The organism is Neorhizobium sp. PAMB6630 (genome assembly GCF_058242775.1).
The window spans coordinates 3,264,601-3,288,748 of the sequence record NZ_CM177836.1 but is presented as its reverse complement, the minus strand read 5'-3'; the positions used below and the strand labels follow the sequence as shown (position 1 = coordinate 3,288,748).

At 61.4% G+C, this 24,148-nt stretch carries 19 protein-coding genes; 9 read left to right on the top strand and 10 right to left on the bottom strand.

The features are described 5' to 3' along the window. Window positions 1–81: 81 nt before the first annotated feature. The 6 genes from AC4CWF_RS15645 to AC4CWF_RS15620 all read right to left on the bottom strand — a co-directional run bounded on the left by AC4CWF_RS15645 (window position 82) and on the right by AC4CWF_RS15620 (window position 7,552). On the bottom strand, window positions 82–468 hold the full coding sequence (locus tag AC4CWF_RS15645; RefSeq protein ID WP_491282558.1) for a nuclear transport factor 2 family protein: 387 nt from the start codon (window positions 466–468) through the stop codon (window positions 82–84). 10 nt (window positions 469–478) lie between these two features. Then, on the bottom strand, window positions 479–2,299 hold the full coding sequence (gene edd, locus AC4CWF_RS15640) for a phosphogluconate dehydratase (RefSeq protein WP_491282557.1): 1,821 nt from the start codon (window positions 2,297–2,299) through the stop codon (window positions 479–481). A 103-nt stretch (window positions 2,300–2,402) separates the two neighbouring features. Beyond that, on the bottom strand, window positions 2,403–3,101 hold the full coding sequence (gene pgl, locus AC4CWF_RS15635; protein WP_491282556.1) for a 6-phosphogluconolactonase: 699 nt from the start codon (window positions 3,099–3,101) through the stop codon (window positions 2,403–2,405). Window positions 3,102–3,106: 5 nt separating this feature from the next. Then, entirely contained in the window at window positions 3,107–4,579 is a 1,473-nt protein-coding gene (gene zwf, locus AC4CWF_RS15630; RefSeq protein ID WP_491282555.1) for a glucose-6-phosphate dehydrogenase, read from the bottom strand. A 210-nt stretch (window positions 4,580–4,789) separates the two neighbouring features. Further along, complete coding sequence (locus AC4CWF_RS15625) at window positions 4,790–6,103, bottom strand: NAD(P)/FAD-dependent oxidoreductase (RefSeq protein WP_491282554.1); 1,314 nt, start codon at window positions 6,101–6,103, stop codon at window positions 4,790–4,792. Window positions 6,104–6,112: 9 nt separating this feature from the next. Then, window positions 6,113–7,552, bottom strand: coding sequence for a glutamine synthetase family protein (locus AC4CWF_RS15620; protein ID WP_491282553.1), 1,440 nt, complete (start codon window positions 7,550–7,552; stop codon window positions 6,113–6,115). 122 nt (window positions 7,553–7,674) lie between these two features. Here AC4CWF_RS15620 and AC4CWF_RS15615 point away from each other — a divergent pair, with 122 nt between their 5' ends. The 4 genes from AC4CWF_RS15615 (at window position 7,675) to AC4CWF_RS15600 (ending at window position 14,164) form a co-directional block, all read left to right on the top strand. Beyond that, on the top strand, window positions 7,675–8,883 hold the full coding sequence (locus tag AC4CWF_RS15615; protein ID WP_491282552.1) for a BaiN/RdsA family NAD(P)/FAD-dependent oxidoreductase: 1,209 nt from the start codon (window positions 7,675–7,677) through the stop codon (window positions 8,881–8,883). Window positions 8,884–9,088: 205 nt separating this feature from the next. After that, a complete protein-coding gene (locus AC4CWF_RS15610) occupies window positions 9,089–11,620 on the top strand; it encodes a methyl-accepting chemotaxis protein (protein WP_491282551.1) in 2,532 nt (843 codons plus the stop codon). Window positions 11,621–11,937: 317 nt separating this feature from the next. Beyond that, window positions 11,938–12,066 (top strand): hypothetical protein, encoded by a 129-nt coding sequence (locus AC4CWF_RS15605; RefSeq protein WP_491282550.1) that lies wholly within the window; start codon window positions 11,938–11,940, stop codon window positions 12,064–12,066. A gap of 265 nt (window positions 12,067–12,331) precedes the next feature. Further along, window positions 12,332–14,164 (top strand): methyl-accepting chemotaxis protein, encoded by a 1,833-nt coding sequence (locus AC4CWF_RS15600; RefSeq protein WP_491282549.1) that lies wholly within the window; start codon window positions 12,332–12,334, stop codon window positions 14,162–14,164. 81 nt (window positions 14,165–14,245) lie between these two features. Here the strand turns inward: AC4CWF_RS15600 and AC4CWF_RS15595 are convergent, their stop codons facing one another. Together AC4CWF_RS15595 and aceA are read right to left on the bottom strand one after the other, a co-directional pair. Next, window positions 14,246–14,482: an SMc00767 family acetate metabolism repressor gene (locus tag AC4CWF_RS15595; RefSeq protein WP_491282548.1), complete on the bottom strand. Its 237-nt coding sequence runs from the start codon at window positions 14,480–14,482 to the stop codon at window positions 14,246–14,248. Window positions 14,483–14,675: 193 nt separating this feature from the next. Further along, window positions 14,676–15,965 (bottom strand): isocitrate lyase, encoded by a 1,290-nt coding sequence (gene aceA / locus AC4CWF_RS15590; protein WP_491282547.1) that lies wholly within the window; start codon window positions 15,963–15,965, stop codon window positions 14,676–14,678. A 216-nt stretch (window positions 15,966–16,181) separates the two neighbouring features. Here aceA and AC4CWF_RS15585 point away from each other — a divergent pair, with 216 nt between their 5' ends. The 5 genes from AC4CWF_RS15585 to AC4CWF_RS15565 all read left to right on the top strand — a co-directional run bounded on the left by AC4CWF_RS15585 (window position 16,182) and on the right by AC4CWF_RS15565 (window position 21,866). Continuing rightward, window positions 16,182–17,600, top strand: coding sequence for a helix-turn-helix domain-containing protein (locus AC4CWF_RS15585; protein ID WP_491282546.1), 1,419 nt, complete (start codon window positions 16,182–16,184; stop codon window positions 17,598–17,600). 153 nt (window positions 17,601–17,753) lie between these two features. Further along, a complete protein-coding gene (locus AC4CWF_RS15580; RefSeq protein WP_491282545.1) occupies window positions 17,754–18,848 on the top strand; it encodes a polyamine ABC transporter substrate-binding protein in 1,095 nt (364 codons plus the stop codon). A gap of 102 nt (window positions 18,849–18,950) precedes the next feature. Beyond that, window positions 18,951–20,117, top strand: coding sequence for an ABC transporter ATP-binding protein (locus AC4CWF_RS15575; RefSeq protein WP_491282544.1), 1,167 nt, complete (start codon window positions 18,951–18,953; stop codon window positions 20,115–20,117). An 18-nt stretch (window positions 20,118–20,135) separates the two neighbouring features. Next, complete coding sequence (locus AC4CWF_RS15570; protein WP_491282543.1) at window positions 20,136–21,044, top strand: ABC transporter permease subunit; 909 nt, start codon at window positions 20,136–20,138, stop codon at window positions 21,042–21,044. Window positions 21,045–21,047: 3 nt separating this feature from the next. After that, the gene (locus AC4CWF_RS15565; protein WP_491282542.1) at window positions 21,048–21,866 is read left to right on the top strand and encodes an ABC transporter permease; all 819 of its coding nucleotides are present in this window, start codon (window positions 21,048–21,050) and stop codon (window positions 21,864–21,866) included. 78 nt (window positions 21,867–21,944) lie between these two features. Here AC4CWF_RS15565 and AC4CWF_RS15560 read toward each other — a convergent pair whose 3' ends face one another. Beyond that, window positions 21,945–22,181 (bottom strand): DUF378 domain-containing protein, encoded by a 237-nt coding sequence (locus AC4CWF_RS15560; protein WP_491282541.1) that lies wholly within the window; start codon window positions 22,179–22,181, stop codon window positions 21,945–21,947. A 96-nt stretch (window positions 22,182–22,277) separates the two neighbouring features. Continuing rightward, window positions 22,278–24,125 (bottom strand): AsmA family protein, encoded by a 1,848-nt coding sequence (locus AC4CWF_RS15555; RefSeq protein ID WP_491282540.1) that lies wholly within the window; start codon window positions 24,123–24,125, stop codon window positions 22,278–22,280. Window positions 24,126–24,148: the final 23 nt, after the last annotated feature.

Sequence of the window (24,148 nt, the reverse complement as noted above, 5' to 3'; positions counted from 1 at the left end):
CCTGAAGCAAACCCCGTTGATATACCATTTTCGCGAAAATGAAGCGTAACTACGGGGATCTGTGGTTAAATCGCCGCTGCTTCACTTCGAACTCGCACCCGCAAGCCTCACCGTCCCCATCCTGAACCAGGCCTTGGTGATCCGGCCATCGGTCACCTCATAAATGCAGATCACGTCCACCTCGCCGGGGCCGTCCTGAAATGTGCGGGTCACGGTTTCGTGGTCGATGACCAGGTTGCCCATCACCATGCGGTTGATGAGGTGGCCGTGGAGGTTGGTTTCCTTAAAACGCTCGATATGGCGTTCCCGGATTGCCTCTGCACCGTCGGCGAGGAGTTGATTCGGGAAGGCATAATATTGGCAATCGGGCGCCCACCACCTCATGAAAGCGTCGATATCGCGGGCGTTGTAAGCCTCAAGCTGCTTTTCGACGGGATGAACAACCTCTTCAGACGCAAGCTTGCTCATCCGCTCATCCTCACCCAAAAAACACGCTGGCGCCTGAATCCGCCGGGCCCACATGGCGGCGGAAAGGCGCAAAAAGTTCGCGGCCCATGCCGAATTCGTTTTCGGAGAGGTCGGCTTCAGCCAGCGGGCGGGCGGCAAATTCGGTGGCGTCGGCCAGAATTTCCAGCGTGCCGTTGACGGCATCGAGGCGCACGATATCGCCATTGCGGATCTTTGCAATCGCGCCGCCGTCGCAGGCTTCCGGGGTCACGTGGATGGCGGCCGGCACTTTGCCGGATGCGCCGGACATGCGCCCGTCGGTCACGAGCGCCACCTTGAAGCCGCGGTCCTGCAGCACGCCGAGCGGCGGCGTGAGGCGGTGAAGTTCCGGCATGCCATTCGCCTTCGGGCCCTGGAAACGCACGACGGCGACAAAATCCTTGTTCAGCTCGCCGCGCTTGAAAGCGTCCTGCAGCTCCTGCTGGCCGTGGAAAACGATGGCGGGGGCCTCGATCACGTGGCGCTCCGGCTTGACGGCGGAAATCTTGATCACCGCCTTGCCGAGATTGCCGTGCAGCATTTTTAGCCCACCATTCGACTGGAACGGCGTATCGATGGTGGAGAGCACTTTTGGATCGCCGCTGACATCAGGGCTTTTTTCGCGCATGACAGCGCCCTTTTCGTCGAGCTTTGCCTCAACCGTATAGGCTTCCAGGCCCTGGCCGAAGACGGTGCGCACATCGTCATGCACAAGGCCGGTCTTCAAGAGCTGCTTGATCAAAAAGCCCATGCCGCCGGCCGCGTGAAAATGGTTCACGTCGGCAAGGCCGTTCGGATAAACGCGGGCGAGCAGCGGCACGACATCAGACAGTTCGGAAATATCCTGCCAGGTGAGGTGAATGCCAGCCGCGCGCGCCATGGCAACGAGGTGCAGCGTGTGGTTGGTGGAGCCGCCGGTGGCGTGGAGGCCGACAACGCCGTTGACGATGGAGCGTTCATCGATCATCTCGCCGGCGGGCGTGAATTCGTTGCCAAGTGCTGTGATGGCCAATGCGCGCTTCACGGCTTCCTTGGTCAGCGCTTCGCGAAGCGGCGTGCCGGGATTGACGAAGGAGGCGCCGGGCATATGGAAGCCCATGATTTCCATCAGCATCTGGTTGGAATTGGCGGTGCCGTAGAAGGTGCAGGTGCCGGGGCCGTGGTAGGATTTGGATTCAGCCTCCAGCAGTTCGGCGCGGCCAACCTTGCCTTCTGCATAAAGCTGGCGAATGCGGGATTTTTCGTCGTTCGGAAGTCCCGTCGTCATCGGGCCTGCCGGAATGAAGATGGCGGGCAGGTGGCCGAACGTCAGCGCTGCAATGACAAGGCCTGGAACGATCTTGTCGCAGATGCCGAGATAGACGGCTGAATCGAACATGTTGTGGGAGAGGCCGATGCCGGCTGCCATGGCAATCGCATCGCGCGAAAACAGCGACAGCTCCATGCCCGGCTGTCCTTGTGTGACGCCATCGCACATGGCCGGCACGCCGCCGGCCACCTGCGCCACGCCGCCGGCTTCGCGGGCGGCATCGCGGATGATCTGCGGAAAGATCTCGTAGGGCTGGTGGGCCGAGAGCATGTCGTTATAGGCGGTGATGATGCCGAGATTGGGGACGACATCGCCGGCCAGCGCGTCCTTCTCGGCGGGGGAACAGACGGCAAATCCATGGGCCAGGTTGCCGCAGGAGAGGGTGGAGCGGTGGACGCCCTTCGAAATCGCCTTCTGCACGCGGCCGAGATAGGCCTCGCGGTGCGGCTTTGATCGCTCGACTATGCGGGCGGTGATCGCTTCGATGCTCGAATGGGCAGCCATGGCCAATCTCCATACATGGATCCAGCGGGCCGGGACTGCCCGCCGGTTTTCAGGTTTCTGTTGCAACTTGCGCCGCAGGCTGCAGCGCGTGTGCGGGGCCTGTTCAGGGCGCCCAGTAGATCTCGAGGTCGGATCCTGCCCGGTTCAGCATGGCGCGGATCGGCATTTCCATCTCGTCGGAGCCGCCTTCTGCGCGCGCCAGAACCTCTTTCTTCTGGTCACCTTCGATATGCAGAACCAGAAGGCGCGCATCGGAAAGGCTTGAGAAGGTAAAGGTCAGGCGTTCTTCGCCAGCACCGTCGGCGTCCATCGTCATCACGCCGCGCGGCGTGTCTGCCGCAATGGCACGCTCCAGATGGTTGCCACCGGGAAAGAACGAGGCGGTGTGCCCGTCCGTTCCCATGCCAAGGATCGCCACGTCGAAGGGATTGCCGATGTCAGCCGTGCGGTCGGTGGCAATCGCGGCTGCCTGGAGGGCAGAGGCCACATCGGCGTAAAGCGGCAGGAAGATTGCGCCCGCCGCCTTGTCCTTCAGCAGGTGGGTTGCCACCAGCAGATGGTTGGAGCGCGGATTGTCTGCGGGCACGAAACGTTCGTCCACTAGCGTCACCGTCACCCGTTCCCAGGCGATGTCACGGCCCGAAAGCGCCTCGAAGAAGCGCTTTGGCGTGGAGCCGCCGGAGACGGCGATGGAGGCGGAGCCACGGGCGGCAATCGCCTCGGAAAGCTTTGTCGAGACGTCGAGCGCCAGCTGCGCGGCAAGCGCTTCGGCATCGGCGAATGCGTGAAGATGCGCGCTCATCGGCATCAACCCTCGTGCCAGGTGCGGCCGTCACGCTCGATGAGCGCAATGGCCTGGCTCGGACCCCAGGTGCCGGCGGTATATCCTTGCGCCAGCTGGCCGGTGGCTTCCCAGGCCTTGAGGATCGGGTCCACCCATTTCCATGCCGCTTCCACTTCGTCGCGGCGCATGAACAGCGTCTGGTTGGAGCGGATCACGTCCATCAGCAGGCGCTCGTAGGCATCGGGGCTGCGAACGTTGAAGGCGGCGGCAAAACTCATGTCGAGCGAGACATTGCGCAGGCGCATGCCGCCCGGACCGGGGTCCTTGATCATCAACGACTGCTTGACGCCCTCATCCGGCTGCAGGCGGATGATCAGCTGGTTTGCCGAAATGCGACCGGCTGCGGGATCAAAAATGTTGTGCGGGATCGGCTTGAAGGTGATGACGATTTCCGACATGCGGCTCGCCAGCCGCTTGCCGGTGCGGATGTAGAAGGGAACACCCGCCCAGCGCCAGTTGTTGATCTCGGCCTTGATCGCCACGAAGGTTTCCGTGTTGGAAACGCCGCCTTCCAGCTCTTCAAGATAGCCCTTGACGGGGCCACCGGCAGAGGCGCCGGCGCGGTACTGGCCGCGCACCGTCATCTGCTCCACATTGGCAGCGGTCACCGGCTTCAGTGCGCGCAGCACTTTCAGCTTTTCATCGCGCACGGCTTCCGAATCCATCGAGGACGGCACTTCCATGGCAACGAGGCAGAGCAGCTGCAGGATATGGTTCTGCACCATGTCACGCAGGGCGCCGGCGGTATCGTAATAACCGGCACGACCTTCGAGGCCAACGGATTCGGCCACCGTCAGCTGCACATGGTCGATATACTGAGCGTTCCAGAGCGGCTCGTAGAGGGCATTGGCAAAGCGCAGCGCCATCAGGTTCTGCACGGTTTCCTTGCCAAGGTAATGATCGATACGGAAGATCTGCTCTTCCTTGAAGGCCTTGCCGATATTGTCGTTGAGATCAAGTGCGGAGGCGAGATCACGCCCGATCGGCTTTTCCACCACGATGCGTGTCGATTTGGTGATCAGCTTGTGGTCGCGGATCTTTTCGGAAATCGCCCCGAAAATGGCCGGCGCCACGGCGAGATAAAAGGCGCGGACGCGCTCCTTGCCGTCATCCAGCAGCTTTTTCAGCACATCCCAGCCGGCATCGGACTTGGCATCCACCGACACATAGAACAGGCGGGCGAGGAACTTTGCGACTTCCGCTTCGTCGTATTCGCCCTCTTTCAGGAATTCCTTCAGCGCGTCATTGGCAAAGGTGCGAAATTCCTCATGCGTCAGCGCACTGCGCGAGGCGCCGATGATGCGGGTCGGTTCGGTGAACTGGCCTTCAATCTGGCGATGGTAGAGGGCCGGAAGGAGCTTGCGCTCAGCAAGGTCGCCGGTGCCGCCGAAGACGACATAGTCAAAGGGTTCCACGGGGATGATCTGGCTGCTCATGCCTTGCACTTTCCAAGTCTCGAGGTTGTGGATTTCATAATCTAATCGATTTAAAAAGGCCAGCCCGCTTCTGTGATTTTGTCGCGGGCGAAGCCGTTTCAGCTTTGGTTGCGTGGCGCCCCGTCATGGGGTGAAGGGCAGGGTTGCCACTTTATCCTGTCGGCCTGCATTCCATTTGATCCTTGTGCCGGCCCTTTGTCGGTGACGGCCTCAAAATCTGTCCCGAAGCGCAAACCAGGTCAGCGCCAGAAACAGCAGGGGGCCGCGCAATCGCTGTCCACCGGGAAAGGGCGGAACCTGAAGGTCGGTCAAAAGATCCAGTTCGCTGGAATTGCCGGCCACCACGTCAGCATACATCTTACCCGCATAGTTTGACAGCATGACGCCATGGCCGGAATATCCCGCGACAGACGTGACCCCCGGCATCACCTCGCGCGCAAACGGCTTTCGCGTCAGCGTAATGCCGACGGAACCGCCCCAGGCATGGCTGATGTCGATGTCCTTCAGATCCGGATAAAGCTCGGCGATCTGCTTGCGGATATGGCGGGAAATGTCACGCGGGCTGTCGGCGGTATAGGCCTCGCGGCCGCCAAACAGCAGGCGTCCGTCCTTGCTCTTGCGGAAATAACGCACGACGAAGCGGCTGTCGGCCACGGCCTCGTTGCCGGGGATGACCTTTGGAAACGCATCGAGCGGAACGGTTGCGGCAATGAAGGAGCGGATCGGCATGACATGGGCTGCCGTCTCGCGTTCCAGATTGCCGATATAGGCATTGGTGGCAATCAGCACACGGTCGGCGGTGATGCGGCCTGACGGCGTCTCGATCAGCGTCTTGCCGCCGTTTTGCGTGATGCTCAGCGCCCGCGTCATCTCGCAGATCCGCGCGCCCGCTTGCGCTGCCGCCCGCGCCAAACCCACCAGCAGCTTCAGCGGGTGGATATGGCCGGTGCCGGTATCGCGCACGCCGTAATGATAGGCCGAGGAGCCAAGCCTTGCTGCCGTTTCCTCGCGGTCCATGAATGTCACATGCGGATAATCGTAGCGGGTCGCCAGAAGATCGGCGGAGCGCCGATAGGCATCCTCATGACCCTTCTTGTGCGAGACATTCATCTGGCCGGGCAGAAAGTCCACGTCGATGCCGTGGGTTTCGGCAAAATCGAGAAGGTAGCGTTTGGCGTTTTCAGCCATGTCAAACAGGGCGCGGGAGCGTTCGTAGCCCAGTTCCGGCTCAAGCTCGTCCGGCCAGGCGCGCTGGCCGGTTCCAAGCTGGCCGCCATTGCGCCCGGAGGCGCCGTCGCCGAAGCGTCCGCCCTCGATGAGGAGTACGTTGACGCCGCGCTCGGCCAGGTTATAGGCCGCCTGCAGCCCGGTAAAACCGCCGCCGATGATGGCGACGTCGACGCTTGTCGATCCGTCGAGCGGCGGATAGGTGGGGCGCTCGACAACGCTGTCCTGATACCAGGAGATGCCGGGCGCGATGGGGCTTTGCCATCTCTCCCGGCCGCTGTTTTGGGTACCGTTCATGCGGCCACCTTACACGTTCAAGAGCAGGAATTCACGCTCCCAGGGACTGATCACCTGCATGAAGGTTTCGAACTCGCCGCGTTTGACGCCGGCATAGATGCCGATGAACTCCTTGCCAAACACTTCTTCGAAGGCCGGTTCGCCCTCCAGAAGGGCCACGGCTTCGAGCAGCCCGCGCGGCAGCTCGATGGAGCCTTCGTTTGCCGTATCATAGGTCGGTTCCGTCGGCTCGATCTCGCGCATCATGCCAAGGAAACCGCAGCCGAGCGAGGCAGCGAGCGCCAGATAAGGGTTGGCATCGGAGCTTGGCAGGCGGTTTTCCACGCGCCGGGCGGCCGCATCGGAAATCGGCACGCGAAACGCCGTGGTGCGGTTGTCGTAACCCCAGGCATTGTTGACCGGGCAGGCCATGTCCGGCGTCAGGCGGCGATAGGAATTGACGTAAGGTGCCAGCATGACGAGCGAACTCGGCACATATTTCTGCATGCCGCCGATGAAGTTGAAGAAGGCGCGCGAGGGCGAACCATCCTTGTTGGAGAAGATGTTCTGCCCGGTCTTGATGTCCACCACCGACTGGTGAATGTGCATGGCAGAACCCGGCTGGCCCTGCATGGGCTTTGCCATGAAGGTGGCATAGATGCCGTGCTTCAGGGCAGCCTCTCGAATTGTGCGCTTGAACAGAAAAACCTGGTCGGCCAGCTGCACCGGATCGCCGTGGCGCAGGTTGATTTCCAGCTGCGCCGGGCCTTCCTCGTGGATCAGCGTATCGATCTCGAGACCCTGCTTTTCGGAAAAATGGTAGATGTCGTCGATCAACTCGTCGAATTCGTTGATGCCGGCAATCGAATAACCCTGTCCGCCGGAAATCGCCCGGCCCGAACGGCCCTTTGGCGGATGCAGCGGATAATCCGGGTCGTCATTGGTGGCGACGAGGTAAAACTCGATTTCCGGGGCAACAACGGCTTTCCAGCCCTTTTCCTCGTAAAGCCGCATGACGTTCTTCAACACGTTGCGCGGCGTATACGGCACGGCCTCGCCTTCGGTGCCGACGATGTCGCAGATCACCTGCGCCGTCGGATCGCTTTCCCAGGGCACGACGGAGAGCGTGGAGAGATCCGGCACCAGCTTGATGTCGCTGTCGCGCGAATCGTAGCGGAAGTTTGCCGTCTCATCTGGATATTCGCCTGATATGGTGTGGCGGTAGAGCGCCGATGGCAGCGCCAGCGAGGTATTGGAGGTGAATTTCGAGGTCGGCATCATCTTGCCGCGGGGAACGCCGGCAAGGTCCGGCGTGATGCATTCGACGTCCTCGATGCCACGGGCCTTCAGCCAGGCGGCGGCCTCGCGCCAGTTCTCCACCCCGCGCAGCGAGGTGAGGCTGGGGTGGGCTGCGGCAGCCTTGCGCGCGCTTCCGGGTGCTGGGGCAGACGGCTTCTTTTTAGGCGGCATGGGTCACCGTATCTCGTTGACGATGGTCCTATCATAGCGGGAACACAGCAATTGGCGAGGGGGGATGGCAAGGCGAACCAATTGACTTTGCCTTTGGGATCGCAAACAGGAGGAGACGATCGATGACAGGGACAGGCCCGGTGAAGCGCAAATATGATGTGGTGGTGCTGGGGGCGGGGGCGGCCGGCATGATGTGCGCCCTGCGCGCCGGCGGGCTTGGACGCTCCGTGCTGGTGCTTGACCATGCCAAGGCACCGGGGGAGAAAATCCGCATTTCCGGCGGCGGGCGGTGCAATTTCACCAATCTCCACGCATCGCCGGCCAATTACATCTCCACCAACCGGCATTTTGCCAAGTCCGCGCTTGCCCGCTACACGCCGCGGGATTTTCTGGCGCTTGTCGAAAAACACCGCATCGCCTGGCATGAAAAGACGCTCGGCCAGCTGTTTTGCGATGACAGCGCCCGCGACATCGTGCGCCTGCTGCTGGAGGAAATGCGCGCCGGCGGCGTGACACTGGAACTGCAGCAGGCCGTCAACGCGGTGGAAAAGACCGAGAGCGGTTTTCGCATCCTGCTCGACGGCGGCACGGTGGAGGCGGATGCGCTGGTGGTGGCAACCGGCGGAAAATCCATCCCGAAAATGGGCGCGACCGGCCTTGCCTATCGGCTGGCCGAACAGTTTGGCCTGGCCGTGACCGAGACCCGGCCGGGACTGGTGCCGCTGACGCTTGATCCGCAGCTTTTGCAAAAGCTGTCGGCGCTGTCAGGCGTGGCGGTGGAGGCAGAGGTTAGCCACGGCAAGACGTCGTTTCGCGAGGCGCTGCTGTTTACCCATCGGGGCCTCAGTGGCCCGTCCATCCTGCAGATATCCTCCTACTGGCGCGAGGGCGAAGAGGTGGTGCTGAAGCTGGAGCCTGACATCGATGTGCTGGAGCGGCTGAAAGCGGCGCGCAAGGCCAATGGCCGTCAGGCTTTGCAGACAGCACTTGGCGAGATCCTGCCGCGACGGCTTGCGCAGTTCTTTGCAGACGAAATGGGTCTGTCCGGCGCCATGGCAGACCAGCCCGACCGGCATCTGTCTGCGGTTGCCGCAGCCGTGCAGGCCTGGGCATTAAAGCCGGCGGGGTCGGAAGGGTATCGCACGGCGGAAGTCACGCTGGGCGGGATCGATACGGCAGCGCTCGATTCCCGCACCATGCAGGCGAAATCCGTGCCCGGCCTTTATTTCATCGGGGAATGCGTCGATGTCACCGGCTGGCTCGGCGGCTATAATTTCCAGTGGGCCTGGGCCTCCGGCCATGTCTGCGGCGAGGCGCTCGGCGCTCTCTGAGTTACGCACTCTGGCGCTGCGGCGACATGTTCCGGATCGATACAGATAACGGCCTGTTTTCTCGTTTTAGTATAGTCGAAAATTCAACCGTACCATTCTAGGTCGATTCTTCAGAGATTGTTTAGCGGCGGATGACAAAACAGAACAGGCCCTCATCTTGAAGGGCATGCTCTTTTCCGCTGCGCATATTTCAGAGGTTTTTTCCATGGTCGTCGATCGCCTGCTTGCACGCTTCAAGATCCAGACGAAGGTCATCGCGTTTATTGTCCCCTTTGTCCTCAGTATTTCGGCGGTGGGCCTGTCGGGTCTTTACGCATCGCGCCTTTTGCAGACCCGGATGGACATGTCCAACACGGTGCTGCAATCGCTGAGCGGCTTCAAGCAGGTCTATTCCGGCATGAGCGATTTCCTCCAGCATCCGAGCGAAGCAACGCGGGTGACGCTGAACCAGCAGATCGCCGGCCAGGCCGAACTGTTGACGGCGGTGCGCGATGCCTCCAGCATCGATAGCGACAACACCGACATCGGCACCGCAATTGCAGGCACAAGCGCCATCGGCGCCCAGGTGGGCAAGCTGTGGTCGCTCTACCAGGATGAGGTCTCGCTGCGCCAGGGGATCGACCAGGATCTCGGTGCCATCGTCAAACATCAGGCCGACATCCTCAACTATGCGACCGTGACCCGCGACAACCTTGCCATCGACGAGGTGAAGGCCAAGGCGCTGCTGCGCGACGCCGAAAAGTTGACGCGCGGCGCCGGCATCCTGTCGAAGCTGGTGACGGATTTTAACGGCCAATCCCAGCCGGACCAGAAGATGGCGGTGGCAAAAGCCCAGGTCGAGGCATTGAAGGTAGCCGTGGCGGATATCGGCCCCGCCCTGCCGCTGGATCAGAAGGTGCTTGCCGATCAGCTTCAGGACAGCGTTCAGCAGATGGCAAGGCAGTTGGAGATCGGCGTGGTCAACGATGCAACGATCGGGGCGACGGATCGTGCCGTCAACCTCATGCGGCCGGCTGCCATCCGCCTTCAGGGCGCGGCCACGACCAAGGCACGCCAGGCAACCGAAGTTTTCGGCCAGCTCGATGCACCGATTGCTGCAGCGACAAATTTTCTCGTGTCCGCCCGCCAGGTGCTCGATGCGGTCAAGGTTCTGGAGCTGAAGACGATCCGCTACGCGTCTTCTCCTGACAGCAACGGTCTGACCGAGTTGCAGGGCGCGTTGATGTCGCTGGACGTATCGGCCGGCACGATGAAGGCCGATGGAAGCTTTCCGAAGGAAGCACGCGACCGCGCGTCTTCGATCCTGCCGCTGATCATCACGCTGGAGGACAAGTCCATCACCCTTCTTGACCTGTCGAAGAAGCGGCTCAATGCCTTTTCCGCAGCCGAGCAGGAAATCAACACCATCTGGAACAACCTGACGCAGTTTGCCGCTCACCAGCGCGATGCGGCCGGAACCGAGCGCGAAAAAGCCAACCAGATTTCCGTCGGTGCCATGGCGCTCGGTATTCTCGTGGCGATCTTTGCCGGCATCGGGCTGGTCTTCACCTTCAAGGGTCCGATCCTGCAGATTGCCGCCACCATGCGCCGCCTTGCCGCGGGTGACCTCGATACGGCGATTGACGGCGAAGCGCGCCGGGACGAGATCGGCGACATGGCGCGCGCACTTGGCATCTTTAAGGAAAATGCGCGCGAAAAAGTGCGCATCGAGGCGGAAAGCGAAGAGGAGCGCGCCGCAGCAGAGGCTGAGCGGGCGCGCAACGAACGGGAAAAGCAGGACATAGACCGGCAGATCCAGTTTGCCGTCGCAACGCTTGCATCCGGCCTTGAGCGTCTGGCGGAAGGCGATGTCTCCGCCACCATCGATACGCCCTTCGTCGGGCGCCTTGAACAGCTGCGCACCGATTTCAACCGCTCGATGACCCGCCTTCAGGAGACGATGTCGCTGATCAAGGGCAATGTCGTGGCCATCCAGGGCAATGTCCGCCAGATGTCGCAATCGACGGACGACCTGTCGCGGCGTACCGAAACCCAGGCGGCCTCGCTCGAACAGACGGCCGCTGCCGTCAGCGAAGTGACGATGAATGTACGCGCTGCTGCCGACAAGGCGCGTGAAGCAAACACCATCGTTGCCGAGACACGCCGCAGCGCCGATAGCTCGCTGACGGTGGTTGGCAATGCGATTTCGGCCATGCAGCGCATCGAGGGTGCCTCGCAGAAGATAGCCCAGATCACCGAGGTCATCGATGGCATCGCCTTCCAGACCAATCTTCTAGCGCTGAATGCAGGCGTCGAGGCTGCCCGTGCAGGCGATGCCGGCAAGGGTTTTGCGGTCGTCGCGCAGGAAGTGCGCGAGCTTGCCCAGCGGTCCGCAGGCGCTGCCAAGGAGATCAAGGGCCTGATCAATGCCTCCACGCAGGAGGTTGCCACCGGTTCGCATCTTGTCCAGCAGACCGGCGAGGCACTGGCCACGATCGGCGCGCAGATTTCCAGCATCAGTGCCCATGTCGAGGATATTGCCACGGCCTCGCGCGATCAGTCCTCGGCGCTGCACGAGGTGAACGGTGCCGTTGGCCAGATGGACCAGCTGACCCAGCAGAATGCCGCGATGGTGGAAGAAACCAGCGCCGCAAGCCGTCAGCTTGCCGAAGAGGCGGACCAGTTGGTGATGCTGCTTGAGGAGTTCCGCCTCGAACAGCACGGTCAGGGTGGTCACGCGCAGCGCAGCGCTGCCTGATTATGGCGCAGGAAAAGTCTGTCGGCAGCACCTGCCGGCAGGCTTTTTACCATAAACGGGCTCGACAGCTGCCCGGCATACATGGCACTGTCTCTATTCAGTACTTCTTAAGTAACGTGTCGCATTCTGAGGGCCTCGCTTCTGTATCCCGATGGCTCAGCCTCTCGGCTTCTTATGCGAGAAAGGTCTGCGGTGGCATCCAGTGCGTGTTTTTTGCACCGGGTGCCGCAATGCGCACACAGTTCTGACCGATGAAGGAATTGTCGCGCCTGTCTGTCGTTTCGCGGCAGAAAATCTGTTGTTCTGGGGATCGTACCATGCATAAACACCGCGCGCGTGCCATTGCCATTGCTGAAGCCCGTACCAAGGCCAGCCTTCGTCTTTCCCTGTTCGTGTTGGCCGTCTGCGCCAGCGCCGCGCTTCTGGCGCTTCCGGGCATTTTCTGAACCATCCTCAGACCTTGAGCGATATGCCGTTTCTGACCGCCGGTTGCCTGATTGCTGTTGCCCGGTTTCATCTCCACGGCTGATCCACGAGAGCGTCACCTTCTCTGCCTGCGCACCAAGGCGCGGGCAAAGAGCGTTTTTGCTGGCCCGACCCCTGTCCCAAAACGATCTCCTCAATTGATGATGCGCAAGTTTAGGTCTCTTTTACTTTACTGATGTAAGCTGACTTTTACTGAGCAGTGATCGGTTTCATGAAGGGGGCCTCATGTCCAAAATCTTGCCCGCGTCCGTTACGTCGCGTATTCTTCTTCTCTGTCTTTCGCTTGTTGTCGTCGCCGTCGCAGCGGTTGGGGGAATGACCTACACCTATATGCGCGCCGACATCATGGAGCAGACCGCGACCGACGCCCGTGCGGCAATGCGGGCCATGGCAACGCTTTACGATGCCTCGGTGGAAGGCTCCGACATCCAGGTGGCAAATGCGGTCGTCACGGGCGTGCGCCAGCAGGGCGTCCTGCAATTGCCCGATCATTCTCTGGTGGACCGCACGGCCCAGTCGATCAACGGCGTTGCCACCGTCTTCCAGAAGCAGGGCAGCGATTTCGTCCGCATCTCCACCAATGTGAAGAAGGAAAATGGCGACCGGGCCACCGGCACCAAACTTGCCGCCGACCATCCGGCCCAGGCATTTCTCGCCCGGGGCGAGGCCTATTATGGCCCGGCGGTCCTCTTCGGCCGCAGCTTCGTCACCGGTTATTTCCCGGTGAAGGATGCGGCCGGCGCCGTCAGCGGCGTGCTGTTCATCGGCATTCCGCTAGAAGTCTATTTTGCCCAGATTTCGTCCACTGCCTGGGTGATGATCGTCACCGGCCTGATCGCCATTGCAGCCGTCGGGCTTCTGGGTTTCGTGATGATCCGTCGCCTCGTGCGGCCGCTGACGGTGCTGACCGGCACCGTGTTGAAGATCTCCTCCGGGGAAGATGTGGCGGTGCCTTATGCCGACCGCCGCAACGAGTTTGGCAATATCGCCCGGGCGCTTGAAGTGTTCCGCAGCAATGCGCGCGAAAAGCAGGCCGTGGAAAATTCTGCCGCACGCGAACGCGCCGAAGCCGATGCAGACCGCCGTCGCAGCGACGCGGAAAAGCAGCGCGTCGACCAGGATATCGATTTTGCCGTGGCCGAACTCGGCACCGCGCTCGCGCATCTCTCGCAGGGCGATCTTTCGCGCACCATCGAAACCGCGTTTTCCGGTCGCCTCGAACAGTTGCGGGTGGATTTCAACCGCTCAATCACCAATCTGCGCGATACGATGGGCCGCATCCGCCACAGCACGCTGTCGATCCAGAAGGGCACGGCAGAGCTTAGCGCCTCCTCCGACGATCTGGCGCGCCGCACCGAATCGCAGGCTGCCTCGCTGGAAGAAACCGCAGCCGCCGTCGATGAAATCACGGTGACGGTAACCAATTCGGCCGAACGGGCCCGCGAGGCAAACCAGGCCGTTTCCACCACCCGCAAGACCGCCGACAGTTCCTCCACCGTCGTGTCCAGCGCCGTGGATGCCATGGGTCGCATCGAGGAAGCCTCGCAGAAGATCGAGTTGATCATCGAAGTCATCGACGATATCGCCTTCCAGACCAACCTTCTGGCGCTGAATGCCGGCATCGAGGCGGCGCGTGCCGGCGAGGCGGGCAAAGGGTTTGCGGTGGTGGCCCAGGAAGTGCGGGAACTTGCGCAACGTTCCGCCAGTGCTGCCCGCGAAATCAAGGACCTCATCAACCAGTCGAGCAACGAGGTGCGCAACGGCTCCGAACTGGTCCAGCAGGCCGGCAAGGTTCTCGCCGCCATCAGCGAACAGATTTCCGGCGCCAGCCGCCACGTGGAATCAATTGCCACCGCAAGCCAGGACCAGTCTTCGGCGCTGAAGGAAATCAACGGCACCGTCAACAAGATGGACCAGCTGACCCAGCAGAACGGCGCCATGGTGGCCGACACCAGCCAGGCCAGCGCAAGGCTTGCCTCCGAGGCCGACGTGCTGATGCAACTGGTAGAACAGTTCCGCATCGAGATGGGGCATGCGGGGTCTCGCCGGGCGGCTTAAATTACCGTTCTCGACATTGATGATCTCATGGAAAAGGGCGCCGTTCGGGGCGCCCTTTCTACGTTTGCCGGAGGAGCATCCTCACCTCGGCGTGGCAACGATCACCGGGATCAGCAGGTCGCCCCAGTTGCCCTCGCCACCGTGGTGGCGGGCGGAGCGGACGAGTTCGACGGAGACGCCGGCATCGACCGCCTTCATCACGGCATGGTTCAGCCGGTGCAGGTCGTTGGCGAGCATGCGGATGGCCGACTGCTGGTCTGTCGTCATGGTGGTCGATTGTTCTTCGGCGCGTTCCTTGACGCGGGTCTGGACGTTCATGGCATTTCTCCTCTTGGATTCAGGGGTTCTTGGGCGGTGGATGCTGGGCTGAAGGCCCCTCCCAACCCTCCCCACAAGGGGGAGGGCTTAACCCGGACGCACCCTCTGATGCGGAAACGGGACGCTTGCCGCATCGTATCTCCCCCCTTGTGGGGGAGATGCCCGGCAGGGCAGAGAGGGCCTTCTCGGGTCTTCATTCCGCCGCGGGGCGGAACTGGTCGTGTTCGGTGGATTCCTTCATTGCCGTCGTCGATGACAGGCCGCCGGAGATCGCCACCGACACGGCATCGAAATAACCGGTGCCGACTTCGCGCTGGTGTTTGGTTGCCGTGTAGCCGTTGATCTCGGCGGCAAATTCGGCTTCCTGCAGCTCCGAATAGGCGGCCATCTGGCGAGCCTTGTAACCACGCGCCAGTTCGAACATGCCAAAGTTCAGTTGGTGGAAACCAGCAAGCGTGATGAACTGGAACTTGTAGCCCATGGCGCCAAGCTCACGCTGGAATTTGGCGATCGTCGCATCATCCAGGTTCTTCTTCCAGTTGAACGAGGGCGAGCAATTGTAGGCAAGCTTTTTGCCCGGATGCACCTTGTGGACGCCTTCGGCAAATTTGCGCGCCTGTTCCAGATCGGGCTTCGACGTTTCGCACCAGATGAGATCGCAATAGGGCGCATAGGCAACAGCACGGGCGATGCACGGCTCAAGGCCGTTCTTCACCTGATAAAAGCCCTCGACCGTGCGGCCCTTGTCATAATCGACAAAAGGCTGGTCGCGCTCGTCAATGTCTGACGTCAGAAGCTTTGCGGCTTCCGCATCGGTGCGGGCAATGACCAGCGTCGGCGTGCCCATGACGTCGGCGGCGAGACGGGCAGCCGTCAGGTTGCGGATATGGGCCGCCGTCGGGATCAGAACCTTGCCGCCGAGATGGCCGCATTTCTTTTCAGACGCCAGCTGGTCCTCGTAATGCACGCCGGCCGCACCCGCTTCGATGAAGGCCTTCATGATCTCGAAGGAATTCAGCGGCCCGCCGAAACCTGCCTCCGCATCGGCAACGATCGGGGCAAACCAGGTGTCGACGGAAAGGCCCTTGCCCTCTGACGTCTCGATCTGGTCGGCGCGCTGCAACGTCTTGTTGATGCGCTTGGCCAGTTCCGGTGCGGCATTTGCCGGATAAAGCGACTGGTCGGGATACATGGCCGAGGCCGTGTTGGCGTCGGCCGCGACCTGCCAGCCGGACAAATAGATCGCCTTCAACCCGGCGCGGACCATCTGCATGGCCTGGTTGCCGGAAAGGGCGCCGAGCGCATTGACGAAATCTTCTTGGTCGAGCAGCTGCCAGAGCCGGTTCGCCACCATTTCCGCCAGCGAATATTTCAGCTCCACCGAACCGCGCAGGCGCTTCACATCGGCGGCCGTGTAAGGGCGCGTGATGCCGTCATAACGGCCCTTGGGGGCGGACGGAACGAGATTGTAAAATTCTGTCATGATGTTCTCTCCCTGCTCATGTGGTCTTTCGAAGCTGTTGTTTGGTAGCCTCGATGTCTGAGACAGAATTTACAGTGCGCTGCAAAAAGCTGCCAGAAAATAAGCGTATTCAGTGCGATGAAAGAGGTTAGGTTGTCTTGCTTTTGACGGACGAGTTTGTGAAGATGTAAATCCTGTCACAAATGGCGGGGCGAGCAATCTGTCAAAGGATGTCACATGGCCGAACGCAAGATCTTTGCCGGGCCGCGCGTGCGGCGTGTGCGGCTGACCCTTGGCCTCACCCAGACGGCCATGGCCGAGGGGCTTGGCATCTCGCCCTCCTATTTGAACCTCATCGAGCGCAACCAGCGACCGCTGACCGTGCAGCTGCTGCTGCGGCTGTCCTCCGTCTACAAGGTCGATCTCGACCAGTTGCAGGGCGAGGGCGGCGGGCTGGCCGGTCAGTTGCGGGAGGTGTTTGCCGATCCGCTGCTGGCGGGCGAAATCCCCGGAGATCAGGAACTGATCGAAATGGCGGAGGGCGCGCCGAATGCGGCCATCGGCGTCATCAAGCTGTTTCGCGCCTACAAGGAGCAGGCGTCGCGCCTGTCGGATCTCGCCGATCTTCTGGCGCGCGAGGGGCACGAGACTTCGCTTGGCCGCGCCCATCTGCCGATGGACGAGGTACGTCAGACGCTGGAAGCGCGCCCATTCGTCTTTCCCCATATCGATGCGGCGGCCGAAACCTTTCTTGCGCAGCTCACCCCCGGCGATGATCTCGCGGGCGCGCTGAAATCCTTCCTGCGCTCCGGCCATGGCATCGTGGTGCGCCAGCTTCCGGTGCATGTGATGCCGACCTTGCGCCGGCGTTATGACCGCCATTCCATGCGACTTTTCCTCTCCGAGCGGCTGTCGGTTGCCGATCGCACCCGCGAGATTGCGCAGGAGGTGGCGCTTTTGGCGCTGAAGGACGAGATTGCGCAGGAGCTTGTGGATCTCGGTCTGTCGAGCGGCGAGGCACTGCGCATTGCCCGGTTCGAGCTGGCGCGCTACGCCGCCCATGCGCTGATGATGCCGCTCTCCACGTTTCTCGCTGCCGCTGAACGTTGCCATTACGATATCGACGTGCTCGCCTCCCGCTTCGAGGTCTCCTTCGAGCAGGCGGCCCAGCGGCTGATCACGCTGCAGAGGGCTGGAAACAAAGCCCCGGCGTTTTTCCTGATGGAGGCCGATCATGCCGGCAACATCCTTCGCCGGGCCGGCGCGCAAGGGTTTCCGAAAGCGCGTTTCGGCGGCCTTTGTCCGAAGCTTGGCCTTCACGCCGCCTTTGCCCAGCCGGGGCAGGTGCTGGCGGAGCGCGTCGATATGCCGGATGGTGGAGCCTTCCTCACCGTCTGCCGCACCATCGAGGGGCCGAAGGCGGGGTTTGGCGAACGGTTGCGCCGCACGGCCTTGCTGGTCGGCTGTGACATGAGCTTTGCCGGCGAAACCGTTTATGGACCGGCAGCCGACCTTCCGGCCGCACGCGTCGCCGCCGGCACTGCCTGTCGGCTCTGCGAGCGACAGGGCTGTCTCTCCCGCGCCGAGCCGCCGGTCACCCGGCCGCTCGGGCTGGACGAGATGGTGACCGGCCTCAGCGCCTTTGATTTTCAATGATCTTTTGGAAGAATGGCGCTCTTTTGTGCAATGCCACACATTTCCGCTTGTGGGCTGAAGGTTTCCTTTCTACTCTCCCAACAAAACAGATAATCATCTCTGGGCGGGCGCGGTGATGTGCTTCAGCCGGGATGAGGGGAACAGGAGAACATCATGCGCTTGACGACGATTTCGCTTGCAGCTTTCGCTACGGTTGCCTTTGCTGCGACAACCGCCCTGTCTCAGGAGCGTGTGGTGCATGTCTACAATTGGTCCGATTATATCGACGAAAGCATCCTCACCGATTTCACCAAGGAAACCGGCATCAAGGTCGTCTACGACGTGTTTGACAGCAATGAGCTGGTGGAAACCAAGCTTCTCGCTGGCGGTTCCGGTTATGATGTGGTGGTGCCGACCGGCCCGTTCCTTGCCCGCCAGATCCAGGCCGGCGTGTTCCAGAAGCTCGACAAGTCGAAGCTGCCGAACCTTGTAAACCTCTGGCCGGTCGTGTCGGAGCGTTTGGCAAAATACGATCCCGGCAACCAGTATGCCGTCAACTACATGTGGGGCACGACCGGCATCGGCTATAATGTCGCCAAGGTCAAAGCTGCGCTTGGCGATGTGCCGATCGACAGCTTCGACGTGCTGTTCAAGCCGGAAAATGCCGCGAAGCTGAAGAGCTGCGGCATCAACATTCTCGACGCTTCGGATGAGACCTTCGCCATTGCCATGAACTATATCGGCAAGGACCCCGACAGCAAGGCAACCGCCGACCTGCAGGCTGGCGCCGCCGTCTACAAGGCGATCCGCCCCAGCGTGAAGACGTTTAATTCCTCTGCCTATATCGAGGAACTGGCCAATGGCGATACCTGCATCACCATCGGCTGGTCCGGCGATATCCTGCAGGCGAAAACCCGCGCGGAAGAGGCCAAGAACGGCGTCGAGATCAACTACGTCATCCCGAAGGAAGGCACCTATATGTGGTTCGACAACCTGGCCATCCCGGCGGATGCCAAGAATGTCGAGGAAGCCCATGCCTTCATCAACTACCTGATGAAGCCTGAGGTGATCGCCAAGGCCTCCAACTACGTGCAATATGCCAATGGCAATCTTCCGGCACAGAAGCTGATGGACGAGGCGGTGGTGAAGAACCCGTCCGTCTATCCTGACGAGGCGACGCTTGCCAAGCTGTTCACCATCTCGCCCTATGACCCTAAGGCCCAGCGCGTCATCAACCGCGAATGGACGGCGATCAAGACCGGCCAGTAAGCGCCCGGCCGATCCTGCAAAGGTCGATTCTGCAAGTCCTGCCGGTGGCGGTTGCGCCACCGGGTTTCAAAGAGACGGTTGGATGAACGAGGTGGGGCGGGCATGGCAAAATCTCTCGGACCGGTTAAACGCAAATTCTCGCCCTGGACCGATCCGGCGGCGGTGCCCTTCATCCGCTTTGAAAACATCACCAAACGCTACGGCGATTTCGTTGCCGTCGATAACCTGACGCTCGATATTTACGAGCGCGAATTTTTCTCGCTGCTGGGGCCATCCGGCTGCGGCAAGACCACGCTGATGCGCATGCTGGCAGGCTTCGAGGAGCCGACGGAGGGCCGCATTCTCCTGCAGGGCAAGGATCTCTCCGGCGTGCCGCCCTATCGGCGCCCGACGAACATGATGTTCCAGAGTTATGCGCTGTTTCCCCATATGACGGTGGAAAAGAACGTCGCTTTCGGCCTGCAGCAAGACGGCTTGCCAAAGGCCGATATTGCCGCCCGCGTCGAGGAAATGCTGAAACTCGTCAAGCTTGAAAGTTTTGCCAAACGCAAGCCGGCGCAGCTTTCCGGCGGCCAGCGCCAGCGCGTGGCCCTTGCCCGCTCGCTTGCCAAGCGCCCCAAAGTGCTGCTGCTCGATGAACCGCTCGGCGCGCTCGATCGCAAGCTGCGTGAGGAAACCCAGTTCGAGCTGATGGATATCCAGCACACGCTGGGGCTGACCTTCCTCATCGTGACCCACGATCAGGAAGAGGCGATGACGGTGTCCGACCGTATCGCCGTCATGGACAAGGGCCTCATCGTGCAGGTGGCGACGCCGGCTGAAATCTACGAGGCGCCGAACAGCCGTTACGTCGCCGATTTCATCGGGGATATCAACATTCTGGAATGCACTGTCACCGACAATGCCGGTGATTGCCTGCGCGATGGCCATCCGCCCGTCGTGCGGCTGGAAAGCGATGGCTTGGCCATTGCGGTGGAGCAGGATTGCAAGGTCACCAACGGCGATCAGGTGGGCTTTGCTGTGCGGCCGGAAAAGGTCCGCATATCCCTGGATGAGCCGGAAAAGACCGGCTTTAACACCGCCCATGGCGAGGTCTGGGACATCGGTTATCTCGGCGATTTCTCGGTGTTTCTGGTCAAGCTCGACGATGGCCGCATTTTACGCGCGGCGCAGGCCAATGTCTCGCGCCTTGTCGACCGGCCGATCACCTTCGGAGACATAGTGTGGCTGACCTGGCCGCTTGATGCGGGCCTGGTTCTGACGCGGTAGCGGGAGGGGAGAAGCGACATGGCCGAAACCGGAGCATCCTCGCAAACCAACCCGCTGCGCTGGCTGGTCGTTGCCGTGCCCTATCTGTGGCTCGTGCTGTTCTTTGCCGCACCCTTCTTCATCATCTTCAAGATTTCGCTGTCGGATACGGCCATTGCCATGCCCCCCTATGCGCCGACCTTTGATGGTTTCGGCGCCATCGGCGATTTCTTCGCGCAGCTGGATTTCGAGAATTACCAGTTCCTGACGGAAGACCCGCTTTATATCAACGCCTACCTGTCATCGCTGCGCATCGCGTTCATTTCCACGCTGCTTTTGTTGCTGATCGGTTATCCCATGGCGTTGGCCATGGCGCGCGCGCGCGCCACCATCCGCCCGACGCTGATGATGATGGTGATCCTGCCGTTCTGGACATCCTTCCTCATCCGCGTTTACGCCTGGATCGGCATCCTGAAGCCGGAGGGGCTGCTGACGCTTCTGTTTCAGGCGATTGGCGTGCTGGGGCCGGACGAGCAGGTCAACATCTTCCGCACCGATTATGCGGTCTTCATCGGCATCGTTTATTCCTACCTGCCGTTCATGGTGCTGCCGCTTTATGCGGCGCTTGAGAAGATGGACGGTACGCTGCTGGAAGCGGCAAGCGATCTTGGCTGCCCGCCATGGAAGGCCTTCTGGAAGATCACCTTTCCGCTGTCTCTGCCCGGCGTCATTGCCGGTGCGCTCATCTGCTTCATCCCGATCACCGGCGAATTCGTCATTCCCGATCTTCTGGGCGGAGCCGAAACGCTGATGATCGGCAAGACGCTGTGGACGGAATTTTTTGGCAACCGCGACTGGCCGCTCGCCTCCGCCGTCGCGGTGCTGCTTCTGCTGGCGCTCGTGGTGCCCATCGTCGTCTTCCAGAACCAGCAGCAGAAGGTGGGCTGAACCATGAAACCAGCGCGCTTTGATGCCACCATCCTCACCCTCTGCTTTGCCTTTCTCTATATTCCGATCATCATTCTCGTCGTCTATTCCTTCAACGCCTCGCGTCTCGTCACCGTCTGGGGCGGATTTTCGCTGAACTGGTACAAGGTGATGTGGTCGAACGAGGGGCTGATGGATGCCGCCTGGGTCACGGCGCGCGTCGGTATCCTCAGCGCCACGCTCGGTACCGTGTTCGGAACGCTTGCGGCGCTGACGCTGGTGCGTTTTCCGCGGTTCCCCGGCCGCGTCGCCTTCACCGGCATGGTCTATGCGCCGCTGGTGATGCCAGAAGTCATTACCGGGCTGTCGATGCTGCTGCTGTTTGTCGCGATGAATGTCGACCGCGGTTTCTGGACCGTCACCATCGCCCACACCACCTTTACCATGTGTTATGTGGCGATCGTCGTGCAGTCGCGGTTGCTGACATTTGATCGCAGCCTTGAAGAGGCGGCGCAGGATCTGGGGTGCCCGCCGGTGCGCACGTTTTTCACCATCACGCTGCCGCTCATCCTGCCGGCCATCGTCTCGGGCTGGATGCTGGCGTTCACGCTGTCGCTGGATGATCTGGTGATTGCAAGCTTTACCACCGGCCCCGGCGCCACCACGCTGCCAATCAAGATCTACAGCCAGGTGCGCCTCGGCGTAACGCCGGAAATCAACGCCATCTGCACCATCCTCATCGGGCTCGTGACGCTCGGCGTCATCGCCACGTCCATTACCACCAAGCGGTCCGAGCTGCGCCGCATCCGCGATGAACACGACGCCATTCGCGGCGCCACCTGAAGGCGCTCTTGCCGCACAGCAAAACGCCGGCATCCTCAAGGGATACCGGCGCCTGCCGATCAGATGATCGGTTGAAGATCAGTGGCGGCGAAGGTCTGCCTGGGCGGCCGTTTCACCAACCTGCATCGAGCGGGTGAGGGGCACCAGCTGCCAGAGGGCCGAGAGACCGACCAGAACATAGACGATTGTCGCCAGCGCCGTATCCTGACCGCCGAAGATGGTTGCGACAAGATCGAAATCGGCAATGCCGACCAGCAGCCAGTTGATGCCGCCGACGATGATGAGAATAAGGGTGATGATGTTGAGCGCGCGCATTGTGATCTCCTTCAAGGGCTTGACTGGAGATCGAACAGGCGATGCAGGGCTTTGTTCCGCAAAAGTTGTGTCGAATGTTTCTCTTCGCCGTAAAATTTACGGGCCGATGGCGGGCGCCGGCGCTGTCGGTGCTGGCCAGATCACCGGGTTCGGCCAAGCCCCGCCGATGAAGACAGTGCGCGGCTGATCGGGCACTGTGGCATCCGAGATGGTGGCGGCGAGCGACAGGCTTTGCGTCTCGTAGGGCACGACACCGGACAGGCGCAGCGAATAAGGCTGGCCGGCCAGCACCGCCTCCTGGATTTCGGCGCTCCCGGAGGAAAGCTCTGCGGAAAGCACAAGACTGTCGAAGCTCGTGGCGCCGCCTGTCGTCTGGCTCAGCGAAAAATAGCTGGAACCGGTTGCGAGCCGTCGCAGGGCGGCAAGGTCCAGCCCGGTGATGCGGCCCGCGCCCGTGGAGAGGTGGAATGTGCCGGTCACGTCTGCCGGATGTGCTTCGGCCAGCGGTTTTTCAAGCTGCAGGTCAAGATCGACGGACCCTGTTGCCGCCAGCACCGGCCCCGGCAGCGAAAGATCCCGCGCCAGCGTTTCGAAATCGACGTTGCGGGCGGACATCACCACCCGTGTCGACGGTTTTGGCTGCAGCCGCATGCGGATCTGGCCGGTCAGGCTGCCGTTCAGAAGGTCGCTGTCGAGGATTTCGATCTCTGCGCGCTGCGCGTCCGAGATGATGCTGACGGCACTGTTGGCAAGCGTCAGGCTGCCGAGCTTTGCCGTCTTCACCGAAAAACGCACGTCGAAACCCAGCTGTCGTTCAAACGGCGGATCGGCCGCGACATCCGCTCTGCCGCCTGAGTGCCGGTCGTTGGAAATTGCCTGTACCAGCGCGCCAAGGTTGACGGCGTCGAAGGCAAGCGTTCCTGTCACGCGCGGGGCGGATGTGGCGCTTTGCATGCTCAGATCCATCACGCCGGTGCCATGCGTGCCATTCGCCTCGATCGACAGGCGGTCGAAGCGCAGCACATTGCTCAAGGTCACCAGCCTTGCCGAAAGTGAAAGATTGCGCAGGTCGTCCGCGGTATGCACCGGCAGGTTCGCCCAGGTCACGACATCGCTGACATTCGGGATCGAGAGTTCGAGATCTCCGGAAAAGAAGGCATAACTGGCAAGGTCGGCGCGTCCGGCAAAACGCCCAGAAAACAGCGGCGATTTGATCGTGGCATCGATATCCGTGCCGCGTCCGCCCAGAAGCAGCAGCGGTTGCGGCGAAGCAAGCTCAAGATCGATTGCCTGGCCGCGGATGGTGGCGCGCATCCGCATGTCGGCAGCAGCGGACAGTTTTGGCCAGTCGATCGTGCCGTTGATGTCCTCGATCAGCAGGGTCTGTCCGCTGCGGTCCCGGATCGATAATTTGCCGGCTGAGACCGTCACGTCGCCCATCACCGTATCGCCGACATCCGGCAGGGGCATGTCAGCGGCGGAAGCCTTCTGTGGAGAGATCGCGTTTCGCACGGCCGCGCCCAGAATGCCGTCGCTGCCCCATTCCAGCGCGCCGTTCGCATCGGAGGTTATGGTGATGTCGGGGCTGACAAGCTTGAAATCCTGGAAAACCGGCTCGCCGCGCAGCGCCTGCAGCACGCTGAAGCCGGCTGAAAGTGTCTCGATACGGCCAAGCACCGGCGCATCCGGCCGGTTCTCTTGCCGGATGGTGATGCCCGTCAGCGTCACGACCGGCTGCGGCCAGAATTCCAGTTCCGGCGCGCCCTCGATGGTCACATCATGGCCGAGCCATTTTTCTACTGCGTCTTCCATGCTCTCGCGCACGAGTGACGAGGACACCAGAATCGGGGCGGCGACACGAAACAGCATGGTCAGCGCCAGGAGGCCGCCGCCAGCGTAAAGCGCGATTCGAGCAATTTTTGTGCGTGGCGTGAAGGCTCTCATGCGAATTTCGCCATCGTGCTTGC

What these genes read in the sequence shown, in the direction of transcription:
- AC4CWF_RS15645 (WP_491282558.1), bottom strand. Translation starts at nt 468, where the DNA reads ATGAGCAAGCTTGCGTCTGAAGAGGTTGTTCATCCCGTCGAAAAGCAG.
- edd (WP_491282557.1), bottom strand. Translation starts at nt 2,299, where the DNA reads ATGGCTGCCCATTCGAGCATCGAAGCGATCACCGCCCGCATAGTCGAG.
- pgl (WP_491282556.1), bottom strand. Translation starts at nt 3,101, where the DNA reads ATGAGCGCGCATCTTCACGCATTCGCCGATGCCGAAGCGCTTGCCGCG.
- zwf (WP_491282555.1), bottom strand. Translation starts at nt 4,579, where the DNA reads ATGAGCAGCCAGATCATCCCCGTGGAACCCTTTGACTATGTCGTCTTC.
- AC4CWF_RS15625 (WP_491282554.1), bottom strand. Translation starts at nt 6,103, where the DNA reads ATGAACGGTACCCAAAACAGCGGCCGGGAGAGATGGCAAAGCCCCATC.
- AC4CWF_RS15620 (WP_491282553.1), bottom strand. Translation starts at nt 7,552, where the DNA reads ATGCCGCCTAAAAAGAAGCCGTCTGCCCCAGCACCCGGAAGCGCGCGC.
- AC4CWF_RS15615 (WP_491282552.1), top strand. Translation starts at nt 7,675, where the DNA reads ATGACAGGGACAGGCCCGGTGAAGCGCAAATATGATGTGGTGGTGCTG.
- AC4CWF_RS15610 (WP_491282551.1), top strand. Translation starts at nt 9,089, where the DNA reads ATGGTCGTCGATCGCCTGCTTGCACGCTTCAAGATCCAGACGAAGGTC.
- AC4CWF_RS15605 (WP_491282550.1), top strand. Translation starts at nt 11,938, where the DNA reads ATGCATAAACACCGCGCGCGTGCCATTGCCATTGCTGAAGCCCGTACC.
- AC4CWF_RS15600 (WP_491282549.1), top strand. Translation starts at nt 12,332, where the DNA reads ATGTCCAAAATCTTGCCCGCGTCCGTTACGTCGCGTATTCTTCTTCTC.
- AC4CWF_RS15595 (WP_491282548.1), bottom strand. Translation starts at nt 14,482, where the DNA reads ATGAACGTCCAGACCCGCGTCAAGGAACGCGCCGAAGAACAATCGACC.
- aceA (WP_491282547.1), bottom strand. Translation starts at nt 15,965, where the DNA reads ATGACAGAATTTTACAATCTCGTTCCGTCCGCCCCCAAGGGCCGTTAT.
- AC4CWF_RS15585 (WP_491282546.1), top strand. Translation starts at nt 16,182, where the DNA reads ATGGCCGAACGCAAGATCTTTGCCGGGCCGCGCGTGCGGCGTGTGCGG.
- AC4CWF_RS15580 (WP_491282545.1), top strand. Translation starts at nt 17,754, where the DNA reads ATGCGCTTGACGACGATTTCGCTTGCAGCTTTCGCTACGGTTGCCTTT.
- AC4CWF_RS15575 (WP_491282544.1), top strand. Translation starts at nt 18,951, where the DNA reads ATGGCAAAATCTCTCGGACCGGTTAAACGCAAATTCTCGCCCTGGACC.
- AC4CWF_RS15570 (WP_491282543.1), top strand. Translation starts at nt 20,136, where the DNA reads ATGGCCGAAACCGGAGCATCCTCGCAAACCAACCCGCTGCGCTGGCTG.
- AC4CWF_RS15565 (WP_491282542.1), top strand. Translation starts at nt 21,048, where the DNA reads ATGAAACCAGCGCGCTTTGATGCCACCATCCTCACCCTCTGCTTTGCC.
- AC4CWF_RS15560 (WP_491282541.1), bottom strand. Translation starts at nt 22,181, where the DNA reads ATGCGCGCGCTCAACATCATCACCCTTATTCTCATCATCGTCGGCGGC.
- AC4CWF_RS15555 (WP_491282540.1), bottom strand. Translation starts at nt 24,125, where the DNA reads ATGAGAGCCTTCACGCCACGCACAAAAATTGCTCGAATCGCGCTTTAC.